This window comes from Bradyrhizobium liaoningense, assembly GCF_018130825.1.
Classification (GTDB): domain Bacteria; phylum Pseudomonadota; class Alphaproteobacteria; order Rhizobiales; family Xanthobacteraceae; genus Bradyrhizobium; species Bradyrhizobium liaoningense_B.
In genome coordinates this window covers 16,739-30,545 of the sequence record NZ_JAFCJS010000010.1, presented here as the reverse complement: position 1 = coordinate 30,545, position 13,807 = coordinate 16,739, and the positions used below count along the sequence as shown (strand labels likewise).

Genomic DNA, 13,807 nt, shown 5'->3' with positions numbered 1-13,807 from the left:
GTGGTAGAGGCAAGCAATTGCCGGAGACAAAGATGAACGCGCCTACCGAACGCCCCGAAGCCAGCGTCGATCCCAAACTGCTGGAGATTCTGGTCTGCCCGCTGACCAAGGGCCCGCTGGAGTTCGATTCCGCCAAGCAGGAGCTGATCTCGCGCAGCGCCAAGCTCGCCTATCCGATCCGCGACGGCATCCCGATCATGCTGCCGGAAGAGGCCCGCAAGATCGATTGAGGACGCGTCGCCCGTCGCTCGTTTGGAGCGGTGCCCGCGTCACACCCTCGGTGTCGTCCTGGCGAAAGCCAGGACCATATCCACCGAATTGTGTTGCTGCACGAGCCGGCAACTCCGGGTGTTCGCAAAACTATTGCTGCGGAGTATGGTCCCGGATCTGCGCGCGCTTGAGGCGCGCTTGTCCGGGACGACAAGGAGAGAGTGAGGCGCGAGCGTTCTCTAAACTTACGCCTTACAACGCCTCGCCCTTCAGCAGCCTTGGCACTTCGCCCGTCAGTCCGGCGGCCTGGCGGATGAAGAGGTTCTTCAGCGGCGGGGCGCGGTCGACGAGTCCGAGGCCGATGTCGCGCACCGTGCGCAGCAGGGTCGACTGGTTGGAGAACAGGAAGTTCAGCGAGTTGGTGGCAACGCCCATCGCCATGGTGTCGAAGCGGCGCCAGCGCTGGTAGCGTTCGAGCACGTCGGCGCCGCCGAGATCCATGCCGAGCCGCGCGGCATCGACGACGACTTCGGCCAGCGCGGCAACATCCTTCAGCCCCATGTTGAGGCCCTGGCCCGCGATCGGATGGATCACGTGCGCGGCATCGCCGACCAGCGCGAGGCGCTCGGCGATGAAGGAGCGCGCGACGAAATAGGACAGCGGGAACGCGCGCGGCTTGTCGAGCGCCTTCACCTCGCCGAGATGCAGGCCGAAGCGCTGCTCGAGCTCGCCGTGGAAGTCCTCGTCGCTGAGCGCGACGATGCGCACGGCCTCGGCCCGGCGCTCGGTCCACACCAGCGATGAGCGCTTGCCCGAGAGCGGCAGGATCGCGAAGGGACCTGCGGGCAAAAAGTGCTCCTCGGCGCGACCTTCGTGATCGCGCTCGTGACCGACGGTGACGACGATGCCGGACTGGTCATACTCCCAGCCATGGGTGGCGATGCCGGCACGCTCGCGCAGTCTCGACCGCGCGCCATCGGCGGCGACCAGGAGGCTCGCCGCGATCACGCTGCCGTCGCCGAGCGAGACGTCGATGCCCTCGGCGCGCGCATCGTAGGATGCAACCGTGGTGGCGCGAAGATCGATGCCCTCGGCCTCGGCGCGCACCACCAGCGCATCGATCAGGCGGCGGTTCTCGACCATGTGCGCAAAGGGCTCGCCCGGCGCGACGTCGCCGGCGAAGTTCAGGAACACGGGACGCGTGGCGTCCTCCAGTTTCGAATCGGTGACGACCATGTCGAGGATCGGCTGCGCCTCGCCCCTGACGTCGTCCCAGGCGCCGATCGCCTCGAACAGGCGACGACAGGCGGCGACGATCGCGGTGGCGCGCGGGTCCCGGCTCGGCCGTGTGCCGAGCGCGGGATCGGCGACGATGACGGGGATCTCCGGGCCGAGCCCCTGGCGCAACGCCAGCGCCAGCGCGAGGCCCGCAAACGCGCCGCCGCCAATGACAATGCTTCCCTGTACCGACATACCAAGCTTCCCGGTCAATTCTCGGTCTTGCTAGCAGACTTGAGCTGGGCGAAACAGTGCGGTGAAACAAGGGCGGAACGGCCCAAATGTGCCATTCCGGAGCATCCGCCCCGGAACGACGGCAAGAAGGTTCATTCCATGTCCAAAAGCCTGTTCGACCTCATTTCGATCCTCGACCTCGAACAGCTCGAGGTGAACCTGTTCCGCGGCAACAGCCCGAAGACGGACTGGCAGCGGGTGTTCGGCGGCCAGGTGATCGGGCAGGCGATGGTCGCGGCCTGCCGCACCGTCGAGGGGCGGCTGCCGCATTCGCTGCATTGCTATTTCATTCTGCCGGGCGATCCGAAGGTCCCGATCATCTACCAGGTCGAGCGCCTGCGCGACGGCAAGAGCTATTCGACCCGCCGCGTCACCGCGATCCAGCACGGCAACGCGATCTTCTCGATCATGGTGTCGTTCCACGCCGAGGAGGAAAGCGCCTTCGATCACCAGGACAAGATGCCCGATGTGCCGCCGCCGGAGAAGCTGACGGCGGAGGAAGTCGCGAAGCAACCGATCTTCAAGGAGATGCCGGAGTTCATCCGCCGCTATTACGAGATGGATCGTCCGATCGAATTGCGTCCCGTCGAGATCGGCCGCTATTTCGGCCAGAAGGTCGACGACGGTCGCATCCATATCTGGATCCGCACGGCTGCCAAACTTCCCGACGATCCCGCGCTGCATCTGTGCGCGCTGGCCTATGCATCGGACTTCTCGCTGCTCGACGCGATCATGGCGCGCTACGGCCGCACGCTGTTCGACAAGGACATGATGCCGGCTAGCCTCGATCACGCGATGTGGTTCCACCGCCCGTTCCGCGCCGACGAATGGCTGCTCTACGCCCAGGATTCGCCGAACGCGCGCGGCGGCCGCGGCCTGTCGCGCGGCCTCATCTTCAAGCCCGACGGCACGCTGGTGGCGTCAGTGGCGCAGGAAGGCTCGGTGCGCGAACGCAAGGCATGATCCCGAGACGTGGGAAGCGGTTCTCGGACGAGATCATGCTCGAGCAAAGAGCCTGATCGGCGTCAGCCGCCCTGCAGGCCCGTTGCCTTGATCACCGGCCCCCATTTCAGCCGCTCCTTCGTCTCGAACCGGGCGAGGTCCGCCGGTGTTCCACCGGCCGGATCGAGTCCCAGCTCGTGTAGCCGCTTCTTGGTCTCGGGCAGGGCCAGCGCCTTGGCGAACTCGCCGTTCAGAAGCTCGATGACCGCCTGCGGCGTGGCGCGTGGCGCGTAGAAGGCATTCCATCCCGCCATCTCGAAATCAGGCACGCCCTGCTCGGCGACGGGTTTTACGCCAGGCAAAAGCTCACTCGGCTTCAGCACGGTAATGCCGAGCGCCTTCAGCTTGCCGTCGTCGATCTGGGTGCGCACCGCCGTGACCGTATCGATGATCAGCGGAACCTGTCCGCCGAGCACGTCGGTCATCGCGGTCGCCGAGCCCTTGTAGGGAACCCCGAACATCGGTGCGCCGGTCACATCCTTGAGAAACTCGAAGATGACTCGCGCCGTCGTGCTCGGCAAAGCGATGTCGATCCGGTCGGGCTTCGCCTTGGCAGCCGTGATCAGATCCGCCACGTTGTTTGCGGCGAACGACGGGCTGGCTGTGATCACCAGCGGCAGCTTGCCGACCAGGATGATCGGCGCAAAATCCTTGGCAGGCGCGAACCCCATCGACGGATACATGAACTCGTTCATGGTCTGGGTGGCGTTGGTGCCCATCAACAGCGTGTAGCCGTCGGGCTCCGAATGCGCGGCCTGCTCGGCCCCGATATTGCCGCCGGCGCCGGGCTTGTTCTCGACATAGAAGCGCTGGCCGAGCGTGCGCGACAGATGATCGGCGAGGTATCGCGCGACGACGTCGGTGCCCTGACCGGCCTGATAGGGAACGATGATCTTGACGGGCCTCGTCGGATAGGTCTGCGCGAGGCTTGCGCAACTCCATAGCAGGGCCAGCAATCCCACGGCCCATCTCGCGGATCTCAGCATGCTCGTTTCCTCTCGTTATGATTATTTTGGTCGTCTTCTTGTTGGTGGTCTTATCGTGTCGCAGGGTCCTTCCGTTGCGGAATGACGACGCCGGCCTCGATCAGGCTGTCGATCGTACCCTCATCGAAGCCGGCATCCGCCAGAATTTCGCGCGCATGCTCGCCAAAGCGGGGCGGCCGTCGCGTGGCGCTGCCCGGCGTCTCTCGCAGCTTCACGGGAATGCCGGGCGCGCGATGGCCCTCGCTCTCGACCAGCATGTCGCGATGGGCGACATGGGCTTGCGCGAACGCCTGCGGCACGGTGTTGACGGCGCCGGCGGGAACGCCGGCCTGCATCAGGTCGCGGCAGAGCGCCTCCGATTTGAAGCCGGCCAGCGTGCGCTCCAGTTCAGTGCGTAGCGCTGCCACGTGGGTGAGCCGATCGGCGTTGGTGCGGAAGCGCGGATCATCCAGCAGGTCGCCGCGCCTGACTTTCTGGCAGAAGCGGCGGAACTGGCCGTCATTGAGGATGCCGAGGAAGATCTCGCCGTCGGCGGCCGCGAACTTGTCGTAAGGGGCGATGTTGGGATGGGCGCTGCCGAGCCGACCGGGAACGTTGCCCGAGCAGATCCAGTTTGCCGCGTGCGGCACCAGCAGGCCGAGCGCGGTGTCGAACAGCGTCACCTCGACGCGCTGCCCCCGTCCGGTCCGTTCTCGCGCCGCGAGCGCAAGCAAGACACCCGTGAGCGCATTGTAGCCCGTGACGTAATCGACGATGGGAACGCCGACCCGCGTCGGGCCCGAGTCCTGCGTGCCGTTGATGCTCATCAGGCCGCACATGGCCTGCAGCACCGCGTCATAACCGGGGAGGCCGCCGAGCGGCCCGTCGGCGCCGAAGCCCGAGATGGCGCAATAGATCAGTCGCGGAAAGCGCTCGGAGAGATGGGCCTCGTATCCGAGCCCCCAGCGCTCCATGGTGCCGGGCAGGAAATTCTCCACCAGCACATCGGCATCCTTCAACAAGCCTTCGAGCACCGCGCGCCCCAGGGCGCGCGACAAGTCGAGCGCCATGCCGCGCTTGCCGCGATTGACGGCGCCGAAATACGCCGCCTGTCCCGCCGCATCGAAGGGCGGTCCGAGGCCGCGCGTCTCATCGCCCGATGGCGGCTCGATCTTGACGACATCGGCGCCATGATCGGCCAGCATCTGCGTGCACAGCGGCCCCGCCAGCACGCGCGAGAGATCGACGACCTTGAGGCCGGTCACCGCTCCGCGCGTGAGATCAGGTGCGGGCATGCTCATGCGCCCAGTTGGTTGCTGTCAGCTACGGCTCGGCAATTGCACGATGCCGGTTCCGAGCACGGAGAGTTCGTCGTCCTGGTTGCGCGCTTCCTGCTCGATCTCGACGAGATGACGGCCGTTCTCGATGAATTTGCGCTTCACCTTACCCTTGATGAACAGGATGTCGCCTTCGGGATTGTGCCGGCGGATCTTGCAGGTCGCGCGGCGCAGGAAGCCGTCGTCGCCCATCCAGTTGGTGAGGTGATGGGTCAGCCAGGAGCAGCGCTCCGGACCGTAATCATAGGCGCCGGGCGCGCCGACCTCGAGCGCGAACTCCTCTTCCCAGTGCACGCGCTCGGGGCAATCGGGAATATTGAAGCGGTTGGGAATGCCGAGGCCGCGATGGGCATCCTGCAGCTTCCACGCGAGCTTGTTGGCGCGGATGTAGAGACCGCCCCAGCCTTGCGCATAGGCGATGAAGCCGGTGACGGTCATCGGCCCCTTCAGCATCACCGGCAGCGCCTCGCCTTCGGTGACGTCCTGCCAGTAGCGCGGACGCGAGCCCTGGATCCGCTCGTCGGCATAGTGTTTGTATGCGGCAGCCAATTCCTCGTCGCTGTAGCGGCGCGGCTCACGGGCCCTGACTTCCTTGTATTTGGTGCCCTGCTCGCGCGCGTGGTCGCGCTCGGTGCGGAAGCACCAGCTGTCCGCCTCGGCGACGAGGTCGCCCTGCTGGTTGAAGAAATCGACGTGATAGGTCTGCTGGATGGCGCGGCCGGCAAAGCGCGTCTGATGCTCGACGAGGTCCTTCAGCTTGGCCTCGGTCGAAATCACGTCGTTGCGCCTGACGGCCTTGTGCCAGGTCCAGTCCGCGCCCGACCACATGGCGTGGACGCCGGGCATCCCGCCGACATAGCCCGACACGATGCGGCTGGTCGAGAACAGGAAGCTCGGCAGCGCGATGATGCCGCCGTAAGCGGACTTGGCGGCGTAGTCGGGGTCGCACCACAGCGGATTGTCGTCGCCGATGCCGTGCGCGTAATGACGGATGTTGTCGCGCGTCGCCTCATAGCACCAGGGCTCGGCGGTCACGCCGATGGTCACGCCGATGCGCTTGCGCAGATCGTCGAGGCCCTCTTCGGTGATTTTCGGAAACCTGCTTTCGGTCTTGTCCAGCATGTGACGTTCCTCTCTTTAATTCGTCGCTTCTGATTGTCTGACGGCCTGCTCGCGGTCGCGCAGCACCTTGCGGTTGACCTTGCCGGCCGGCGTCTTCGGCAGCTCCGCGACGAAGCTGACGAGACGCGGATATTCGTGATGGCTGAGGCGCTGGCGCACGACGTCCTGGATCTCGTGCTCGAACGACGTATCGCCGGGACGGTCGGTGACGACGAACGCCTTCACCACCTGCCCACGCAGCGGATCGGGGACGCCGATGGCCGCGGCCTCGCGCACTTCCGGATGCTTGAGGATCGCGTCCTCGATCTCGACGGCGCTCATGGTCCAGCCGGCGGAGATGATGACGTCATCGGCGCGGCCGCCGTGATAGAAGTAGCCGTCGTCGTCGATGCGTCCGAGGTCCTTGGTCGCGATCCACTCGCCGCGACGCCAGACCTTCAGCTCGCCGGTCACGCCGGGCGCGCAGGGCTTGCCTTCGGCGTCGTGCACCTCGACGCGTCCGCCGGGGATCGGCTTGCCGAGGGATCCCGGCTTGACGACGAAGTCGTGCGCGCCGGGATAGCTCACCAGGATCACGCCGATCTCGGTGGTGCCGTACATGCTGCAGACCTGGTGGCCGAAGGTGTCGTGCGCGAAGGTCGCCGTCTCGCTGTCGATCGGCTCGCCGGTGAACGACAATTTCTCCAGGGCGTAGCGATAGCGCGGTGCGGCGCCGGAATTGCGCATCATGCGGTAGTGAGTGGCGGCCGCAGACATGTTGGTGAAGCGGTGCCGTTCGAGCGCCGCCAGCAGCCGCTCCGGATTGAACTTGCCGGCATAGGCCCCGATGGTGATGCCGAGTGCGAGCGGCGCCAGCGTACCGTGCCAGAGTCCATGTCCCCAGGCCGGCGATGACGGGCAGATGAAGCGGTCGCCGGGACGCAGGCCGGTGCCGTACAGCGCCGCCACCATCAGCGTGACGATCGAGCGATGGGTGTGCTTGACCGCTTCGGGCAATTCGCGCGTCGTGCCCGACGTATATTGATACAGGGCCATGTCGTCGGCCGCCGTCTCAGGGGTGAAGTGCGGCGCGAAGCGCTGCAGGCCGTTCAGGAAGGCGTCATCGGCGACCACGACCTCGGTGCCGATCCCGGCGAGCAGCGGCGCTTTCTCCGCGTTGGTCACGATCAGCCGCGGCTTGCAATCGTTGACGCGCAGCTTGACGCCGTCGGGTCCGAACAGCGTGAACAGCGGCACGGCGATGGCGCCGGCCTTCATGGTGCCGAACACCGCCACGTAGAAGGCGCGCGACGGCTCGAGCATGACCGCGACGCGATCGCCGGCCTTGATCCCGCGGCTCACCAGATCATGCGCGAAGCGCGAGGAGGCTTCCGCGAGCTCGGCAAAGCCCAGCACCTCGTCCGGCCCGTCGGCGCGGACGACGATCACGGCCGGGTCGGAGCGACCGGCGTGCCGGTCGATGCACTCATGCGCGATGTTCAGCTGCGCGCGATTGCCGTCGAACAATTCCCAGAGCTTCTCCGGAGAGAAGATCGTCTGCGCGGCGGCGTAGCTCGTGAAGTCGGTCAGCTTGGTCATGACCGGCAAGATACCGACGACGCGCCAATTGTCAAATAGCGTTATTAATTGTATATGTACAATTAGCGTGAATCACGCCGGAGCTTGCGGCGCGTGCCCGCGCGAGGCGAAAGATCAGCGCTGCGTTAGCGCTGACTCGATGAGTTGGTGTTGTTGCACTCCAGCCGCTGTTGTACCGATACGATCATGCCGAATGCCAAATCACCCCGTGTCCGCGCCGTGCCCGCGGTCACGCGCGCCGTCGCCATCCTCCGCCTGCTCAGCCGCAGTCCGGCGCCGCAGAGTCTCAAGGCGATTGCGGAAACTCTCGACCTGGTGCCGAGCACTGCGTTGCACATCGTGCGCGCGCTGCTCGCGGAGGATCTGCTGCAGGTCGATCCGCAGACCAAGCGCTACAGCCTCGGCGTCGGCATGCTGCCGCTGGCGCGCGCCGTGCTCGAGAACGCCGATTTTCCCAGCCTGATGCGGCCGAAGCTCGAGGAGCTTTCAGGCCGCTACGGCGTCACCGCAATCGGCGTCGAGGTGCCGGACCTCGACAACATGATCGTCGTCGCGCTGGCGCGCAGCCAGGCGCCGGTGCGTCTTCATGTCGACATCGGAAGCCGCTTTCCGGCACTGATCAGCGCCACCGGGCGCTGCGTCGCCGCCTTCAGCGGCCAGCCGGAGAAGGAGATCGAGAAACGTTTTCGCCTGCTGCGCTGGCACAACGCGCCGACCTTCGAGACCTGGCGCAAGGAAGTCGACCAGGTGCGCAAGCAGGGCTTCAGCATCGACCGCGGCAATTACATCGCCGGCGTGACGATCGTCGCCGTGCCCGTCCTCAACGCGAAGGGAACGATCTCGCACACGATCGCGGCCGTCGGCCTCGGCAGCCAACTGGACCGCGCGACCTCGCTGGCGCTCGCGCGCGACATGCGTGTTGTCGCCGAAGCGATCGCCCCACAACTGGCAATTCACGCCTGATACATCGGCGCGGAAAGCCTGATCGCCATAAGCGCGGTAAATCGCGCTTATGGCTTACCGGACCATCCTTAGAGCGAGCCGCGCGGAGCGAGTTCGGTCTGCGAGGCAAACCAGTTCATGATCCAGCGATACACCCACGGGATCGGAATGATGAGGCTGCACAGGATCGCAGCCACGATGCCGCGCCAGAGGATGTCGAGACCGCTGCCCTTGAACACGATCTCGCGCCGCGTGCCTTCGATGCTGCGGCAGAACCAGCGCATCTGGGCCGCAGCCACCCAGGCCCAGCCGATGATGGCGATGATCGAGATCGCGAACAGCAGATTCCAGCCAATATAGGCCCAGACCGAACCGGTGAAGCTGAGACCGAGCGGCTGCCCGTTGGAAGCGAGGTTCGCGACCATCCATTTGATCAGCAGCCAGTAGAGCACGATCTGGACGATGAACAGCAGATTGCTCAGCAACTGGCTGCCGACGAAGCCGAGCGCGATCGCCAGAACGATGAAGCCAAAAACCCAGGGCACCAGCGTCATCGCGCTGCCGGTGAAGCTGAGATTGGGCCGCCCGGGGACCTTGATGCAGGGTACGATCCATTTCGTGTACCAGACGAACAGCCACGGCACCGGAATGACAAAGCACGAGCCGATCACGAGCACGAGCGTGCGCCAGGTGAACTCGAGGATGCCGAAATCGACAGCGAGTGATCCGCCGCTGGCCGCGCCAGCGTAACCACCGGCGCCCATCGCCGGGGGCCCGCCGCCTGGAACCATCGGCGGCGCGCCGCCGCCGACCAGGCCGGGAATTTCGGCCGCCTTCTGCCAGCCGGCCATGCCCTCGGTCCACACCAGCGTGTCCGGGCGGACGACGCCCTGGGCGATCAGATCGCGGAACTGTCCTTCCGGAAAGGGCCCCTGCTGCTTGCCCTCGGATGCGTAGAACCAACTCGCCATGAAACGTCCCCCTCGAACATACTTATGTACCGGCCAAGGCGCTTAGGTTCACCGCTTCGGTTCACCGCATCCATGCCAAAAATGCATTGTGAAGGATGAACGGATGCCCTGTACAGAGGCGGCCGTTCACATGGCCTCCCTTGGCCAAACGTTTTTCCGCTTCAATCTGCAACTTTTTTGTGCCATTTGCCCGTAAAGATGCCAGATTGACGCGGCGCCGGGGACATACGGCGCGGCGCATCCCGGGGAATAGGCCTGACCATGAAACTCGTCGTCGCGATCATCAAACCCTTCAAGCTCGATGAGGTCCGCCAGGCCCTGACGGCGATCGGCGTCCACGGCATGACCGTGACCGAGGTGAAGGGCTACGGCCGCCAGAAGGGCCACACCGAGATCTATCGCGGCGCCGAATATGTCGTGAACTTCCTGCCGAAGCTGCGCATCGAGATCGCGGTCGCCTCCGACGTCGCCGACAAGGCCGTCGCCGTGATCACCTCGACGGCCCGCACCGGCCAGATCGGCGACGGCAAGATCTTCGTCACGCCGATCGATCACGCGCTGCGCATCCGCACCGGCGAGACCGACAGCGACGCGCTCTGAATTAGACACGACTGCTTGGATCGCACCGGGCAGCGACGCCACAGCGTGCGACGTAATTTCTATGCTGGGGGAAACAACATGGCGGGATTGTTGCGCCGTGCAGCCGCTTTGGCTGCGCCGATCGGATTCGCGTTGGTCATGGCCGCGCCGGCGCACGCCGCCGCCTCCGAGATCAACACCGCCGACACCGCCTGGATGATCGTCGCCACCGCGCTGGTGCTGATGATGACGATCCCGGGTCTGGCGCTGTTCTATTCCGGCATGGTGCGCAAGAAGAACGTGCTCGCCACCATGGCGCAGAGCCTCGCCGCGGTGACGATGATCTCCATTCTCTGGGTCGCGTTCGGCTATTCGCTCTGCTTCGTCGGCGACGGGCCGTGGATCGGCACGCTCGACCGCTGGTTCCTCGCCGGCATGACGCTCGACAGCGTCAACCCGGCGGCGAAGACGATCCCGGAAGCGCTGTTCATGCTGTACCAGATGACGTTTGCGATCATCACGGTGGCGCTGGTCGCGGGCTCCGTCGCCGACCGCATGCGGTTCTCCGCCTATCTGCTGTTCTCCGTCGCCTGGTTCATCTTCGTCTACATTCCGCTGGCGCATTGGGTCTGGGGCGGCGGTTTCCTCGCCAGCATGGGCGTGATGGATTTCGCCGGCGGCCTCGTCGTGCATCTGTCGGCCGGTACCGCCGGCCTCGTCGCCGCGAAGGTGATGGGGCGCCGTCATGGCTATGGCACCGAGAACCTCTCGCCGTTCGACCTCTCGCTCGCCGTGATGGGCACCGGCCTGCTGTGGGTCGGCTGGTTCGGCTTCAACGGCGGCTCGGCGGGCGCGGCCAATTCGCGCGCGGTGATGGCGATCATCGCCACCCATCTCGCCGCCTGCTCCGGTGCGCTGACCTGGGGCGCGATCGAATGGTCGACCCGGCGCAAGCCCTCCGTGCTCGGCATGATCTCCGGTGCGGTCGCCGGTCTCGGCACCATCACGCCGGCCTCCGGATTCGTGGCGCCCTGGCACGGCATCGTCATCGGCGTGATCGCCGGTGCGGTCTGCTACTGGGCCTGCACCTGGCTGAAGCACCGTTTCAACTACGACGACTCCCTCGACGTGTTCGGCGTCCACGGCATCGGCGGCCTGACCGGCACCCTGCTCGCCGGCGTGTTCGCAACCAGCGCGATCGGCGGCACCGCCGGCCTGCTCGAGGGCCATCCGCAACAGCTCCTGATCCAGCTCTACGGCGTCGCCGTCACCTTCGTCTGGGCCGCGGGCGTGAGCTTCGTCCTGCTCAAGCTGGTCGGCCTGTTCGTGCCCTTGCGCGTATCCCGTGAGCATGAGCTCGAGGGATTGGATATTTCGCAGCACGGCGAAGCCCTGCAATAGGCTTCCGCGCTACGTAATTACCTTCCGGCTGCCCGACGCGTGAGCAACATTGTGTCGGCAGCCTGTCGTGCCTGCGTTTTGAGCAGGCGTGACCAGCTTTTGAGCGCGACGTAATAGCGCACTGCACCGCAATACGCGCCAACCGCGAAAACACCCGTTTTCATAGTCCGTTAGGCAAGCCGCCTGATCTGGCACGGCATTTGATTCTAGGGGTCCGGCTGTGCCCGCGTAGTGAAACTTCTCCCTCGTGGCGAACCAGTCGAGAAACGCCCGGCCACGTCCGGACCGGGCCCAAGCGGGGATAGGACCCATGAAAATTGTTATGGCGATTATCAAGCCATTCAAGCTGGAAGAAGTCCGTGACGCCCTGACCGCCATCGGCGTTCACGGTCTCACGGTGACGGAAGTCAAGGGGTATGGCCGCCAGAAGGGCCATACGGAAATCTATCGCGGCGCCGAATATGCCGTGAGCTTCCTGCCCAAGATCAAGATCGAGGTCGCTGTCGCCTCCGACCAGGTCGACAAGACCATCGACGCCATCACGTCCGCTGCGAAAACCGGACAGATCGGCGACGGCAAGATCTTCGTCATCAATCTCGACCATGCGGTTCGCATCCGCACCGGCGAGGCCGATGCCGCGGCCCTCTGATTTCGCGCTCAACCTTATCCAATCAGGAGTAAACAATATGACGTTCAAGCGTCCCTATGGCGCGGGAATGGCGGCTCTCGCAGTCGGCCTGTTCGCTGCGACCGCAGCCTATGCCGAGCCAACGGTCAACAAGGGAGACAACGCCTGGATGCTGACATCGACAGTGCTGGTGCTGTTGATGACGATCCCCGGCCTCGCGCTGTTCTACGGCGGCCTCGTCCGTTCCAAGAACATGCTCTCCGTCCTGATGCAGGTGTTCTACACCGTCTGCGTCGTCACCGTGATCTGGGCCGTGTACGGCTACAGCCTCGCCTTCACCGGCGGTTCCGACTTCATCGGCGGCTTCTCCAAGGCCTTCATGATGGGCGTCACCACCGATTCGAAGGCCGCGACCTTCTCGGTCGACGCCAACATCTCGGAGCTCATCTATATGTGCTTCCAGATGACCTTCGCGGCGATCACGCCCGCCCTCATCGTCGGCGCCTTCGCCGAGCGCATGAAGTTCTCGGCGATCGCTCTCTTCATCCCGCTCTGGGTCACGCTGATCTACTTCCCGATCGCGCACATGGTCTGGTACTGGCCCGGCCCGGACGCGATCCAGGACGCTGCCAAGGCTCTCGCTGCGGCGGGTGATGCGGCGGCGAAGACCGCGGCGCAGGCCAAGCTCGACGAGATCAACGCCGACGCCGGCTGGATCTTCAAGATGGGCGCAATCGACTTCGCGGGCGGCACCGTGGTGCATATCAACGCCGGCATCGCAGGCCTCGTCGGCGCCCTCCTGATCGGCAAGCGCGTCGGCTACGGCAAGGAGCTGATGGCTCCGCACTCGCTGACCATGTCGATGATCGGCGCCTCGCTGCTCTGGGTCGGCTGGTTCGGCTTCAACGCCGGCTCCAACCTCGAAGCCAACGGCGGCGCTGCGCTCGCCATGACCAACTCCTTCGTCGCCACCGCGGCCGCCGCGCTGTCGTGGATGTTCGCGGAGTGGATCGTGAAGGGTCACCCGTCGGTGCTCGGCGTCATCTCCGGCGCTGTCGCGGGTCTCGTGGCCGTCACGCCTGCCGCCGGCTTCGCTGGCGTGATGGGCGCGATCGTCCTCGGCCTGATCGTCGGCGTTGTCTGCCTGTTCTTCTGCACCGTCGTGAAGAACGCGATCGGTTACGATGACAGCCTCGACGTGTTCGGCGTGCACTGCATCGGCGGCATCGTCGGCGCCATCGGCACCGGCATTCTCGTCAACCCTGCCCTCGGCGGCGCCGGCATCATCGACTACACCGCGATCCCGCCGAAGGTTGCCGATTACGACTTCACCGTGCAGGTGCTGGCCCAGCTCAAGGCTGTCGGCACCACGCTGGTGTGGTCGGGCGTCGGTTCGGCGATCCTCTACAAGGTCGTCGATGTGATCGTTGGCCTCCGCGCCAATGTCGAGAGCGAGCGTGAAGGCCTCGACATCACCGAGCACACCGAGCGCGCCTACAACATGTAACTCTCTCCTCCCGGGCGCGGTCTCCTTGGGGACCGCGTCCACAACTACGGTTT

Annotated in this window: 13 protein-coding genes; 7 read left to right on the top strand and 6 right to left on the bottom strand. The window is 65.2% G+C overall.

Annotated elements, in window-relative coordinates; genetic code table 11:
* Window positions 1-32 precede the first annotated feature (32 nt).
* Complete coding sequence (locus JQ603_RS32685) at window positions 33-230, top strand: Trm112 family protein (protein WP_007598651.1); 198 nt, start codon at window positions 33-35, stop codon at window positions 228-230.
* 232 nt (window positions 231-462) lie between these two features.
* Here JQ603_RS32685 and JQ603_RS32680 read toward each other — a convergent pair whose 3' ends face one another.
* Window positions 463-1,683 carry a ubiquinone biosynthesis hydroxylase gene (locus JQ603_RS32680; RefSeq protein WP_212346133.1) on the bottom strand — a complete coding sequence of 407 codons (1,221 nt, stop codon included), beginning with the start codon at window positions 1,681-1,683 and terminating at the stop codon, window positions 463-465.
* A 138-nt stretch (window positions 1,684-1,821) separates the two neighbouring features.
* Here JQ603_RS32680 and tesB point away from each other — a divergent pair, with 138 nt between their 5' ends.
* The gene (tesB, locus tag JQ603_RS32675; protein WP_212346131.1) at window positions 1,822-2,685 is read left to right on the top strand and encodes an acyl-CoA thioesterase II; all 864 of its coding nucleotides are present in this window, start codon (window positions 1,822-1,824) and stop codon (window positions 2,683-2,685) included.
* A 62-nt stretch (window positions 2,686-2,747) separates the two neighbouring features.
* Here the strand turns inward: tesB and JQ603_RS32670 are convergent, their stop codons facing one another.
* The 4 genes from JQ603_RS32670 to JQ603_RS32655 are packed head-to-tail and all read right to left on the bottom strand — an operon-like array spanning window position 2,748 to window position 7,726.
* On the bottom strand, window positions 2,748-3,710 hold the full coding sequence (locus tag JQ603_RS32670; RefSeq protein ID WP_212346129.1) for a Bug family tripartite tricarboxylate transporter substrate binding protein: 963 nt from the start codon (window positions 3,708-3,710) through the stop codon (window positions 2,748-2,750).
* Window positions 3,711-3,760: 50 nt separating this feature from the next.
* Complete coding sequence (locus JQ603_RS32665) at window positions 3,761-4,984, bottom strand: CaiB/BaiF CoA transferase family protein (RefSeq protein WP_212346127.1); 1,224 nt, start codon at window positions 4,982-4,984, stop codon at window positions 3,761-3,763.
* A gap of 24 nt (window positions 4,985-5,008) precedes the next feature.
* A complete protein-coding gene (locus JQ603_RS32660; protein ID WP_212346125.1) occupies window positions 5,009-6,148 on the bottom strand; it encodes an FAS1-like dehydratase domain-containing protein in 1,140 nt (379 codons plus the stop codon).
* Window positions 6,149-6,163: 15 nt separating this feature from the next.
* Entirely contained in the window at window positions 6,164-7,726 is a 1,563-nt protein-coding gene (locus tag JQ603_RS32655) for an acyl-CoA synthetase (RefSeq protein ID WP_212346123.1), read from the bottom strand.
* A 186-nt stretch (window positions 7,727-7,912) separates the two neighbouring features.
* On the opposite strand from JQ603_RS32655, the gene JQ603_RS32650 reads away from it, so the two are divergent.
* A complete protein-coding gene (locus JQ603_RS32650) occupies window positions 7,913-8,689 on the top strand; it encodes an IclR family transcriptional regulator (protein WP_212346120.1) in 777 nt (258 codons plus the stop codon).
* A 68-nt stretch (window positions 8,690-8,757) separates the two neighbouring features.
* Here the strand turns inward: JQ603_RS32650 and JQ603_RS32645 are convergent, their stop codons facing one another.
* Window positions 8,758-9,639 carry a GYF domain-containing protein gene (locus tag JQ603_RS32645; RefSeq protein ID WP_212346115.1) on the bottom strand — a complete coding sequence of 294 codons (882 nt, stop codon included), beginning with the start codon at window positions 9,637-9,639 and terminating at the stop codon, window positions 8,758-8,760.
* 261 nt (window positions 9,640-9,900) lie between these two features.
* On the opposite strand from JQ603_RS32645, the gene JQ603_RS32640 reads away from it, so the two are divergent.
* The 4 genes from JQ603_RS32640 to JQ603_RS32625 all read left to right on the top strand — a co-directional run bounded on the left by JQ603_RS32640 (window position 9,901) and on the right by JQ603_RS32625 (window position 13,754).
* On the top strand, window positions 9,901-10,239 hold the full coding sequence (locus JQ603_RS32640; RefSeq protein ID WP_018323564.1) for a P-II family nitrogen regulator: 339 nt from the start codon (window positions 9,901-9,903) through the stop codon (window positions 10,237-10,239).
* Window positions 10,240-10,317: 78 nt separating this feature from the next.
* A complete protein-coding gene (locus JQ603_RS32635; protein WP_212346113.1) occupies window positions 10,318-11,619 on the top strand; it encodes an ammonium transporter in 1,302 nt (433 codons plus the stop codon).
* Window positions 11,620-11,929: 310 nt separating this feature from the next.
* Complete coding sequence (locus JQ603_RS32630) at window positions 11,930-12,268, top strand: P-II family nitrogen regulator (RefSeq protein ID WP_008142813.1); 339 nt, start codon at window positions 11,930-11,932, stop codon at window positions 12,266-12,268.
* Between the two features lie 37 nt (window positions 12,269-12,305).
* Window positions 12,306-13,754, top strand: a complete 1,449-nt coding sequence (locus JQ603_RS32625) for an ammonium transporter (RefSeq protein ID WP_212346111.1) — start codon at window positions 12,306-12,308, stop codon at window positions 13,752-13,754.
* Window positions 13,755-13,807 lie beyond the last annotated feature (53 nt).

Bases quoted from the DNA above. Each gene is read 5' to 3' on its own strand.
- JQ603_RS32650 (WP_212346120.1), top strand. From the start codon at position 7,913: ATGCCGAATGCCAAATCACCCCGTGTCCGCGCCGTGCCCGCGGTCACG.
- JQ603_RS32640 (WP_018323564.1), top strand. From the start codon at position 9,901: ATGAAACTCGTCGTCGCGATCATCAAACCCTTCAAGCTCGATGAGGTC.
- JQ603_RS32665 (WP_212346127.1), bottom strand. From the start codon at position 4,984: ATGCCCGCACCTGATCTCACGCGCGGAGCGGTGACCGGCCTCAAGGTC.
- JQ603_RS32635 (WP_212346113.1), top strand. From the start codon at position 10,318: ATGGCGGGATTGTTGCGCCGTGCAGCCGCTTTGGCTGCGCCGATCGGA.
- JQ603_RS32630 (WP_008142813.1), top strand. From the start codon at position 11,930: ATGAAAATTGTTATGGCGATTATCAAGCCATTCAAGCTGGAAGAAGTC.
- JQ603_RS32670 (WP_212346129.1), bottom strand. From the start codon at position 3,710: ATGCTGAGATCCGCGAGATGGGCCGTGGGATTGCTGGCCCTGCTATGG.
- JQ603_RS32660 (WP_212346125.1), bottom strand. From the start codon at position 6,148: ATGCTGGACAAGACCGAAAGCAGGTTTCCGAAAATCACCGAAGAGGGC.
- tesB (WP_212346131.1), top strand. From the start codon at position 1,822: ATGTCCAAAAGCCTGTTCGACCTCATTTCGATCCTCGACCTCGAACAG.
- JQ603_RS32645 (WP_212346115.1), bottom strand. From the start codon at position 9,639: ATGGCGAGTTGGTTCTACGCATCCGAGGGCAAGCAGCAGGGGCCCTTT.
- JQ603_RS32680 (WP_212346133.1), bottom strand. From the start codon at position 1,683: ATGTCGGTACAGGGAAGCATTGTCATTGGCGGCGGCGCGTTTGCGGGC.
- JQ603_RS32655 (WP_212346123.1), bottom strand. From the start codon at position 7,726: ATGACCAAGCTGACCGACTTCACGAGCTACGCCGCCGCGCAGACGATC.
- JQ603_RS32685 (WP_007598651.1), top strand. From the start codon at position 33: ATGAACGCGCCTACCGAACGCCCCGAAGCCAGCGTCGATCCCAAACTG.
- JQ603_RS32625 (WP_212346111.1), top strand. From the start codon at position 12,306: ATGACGTTCAAGCGTCCCTATGGCGCGGGAATGGCGGCTCTCGCAGTC.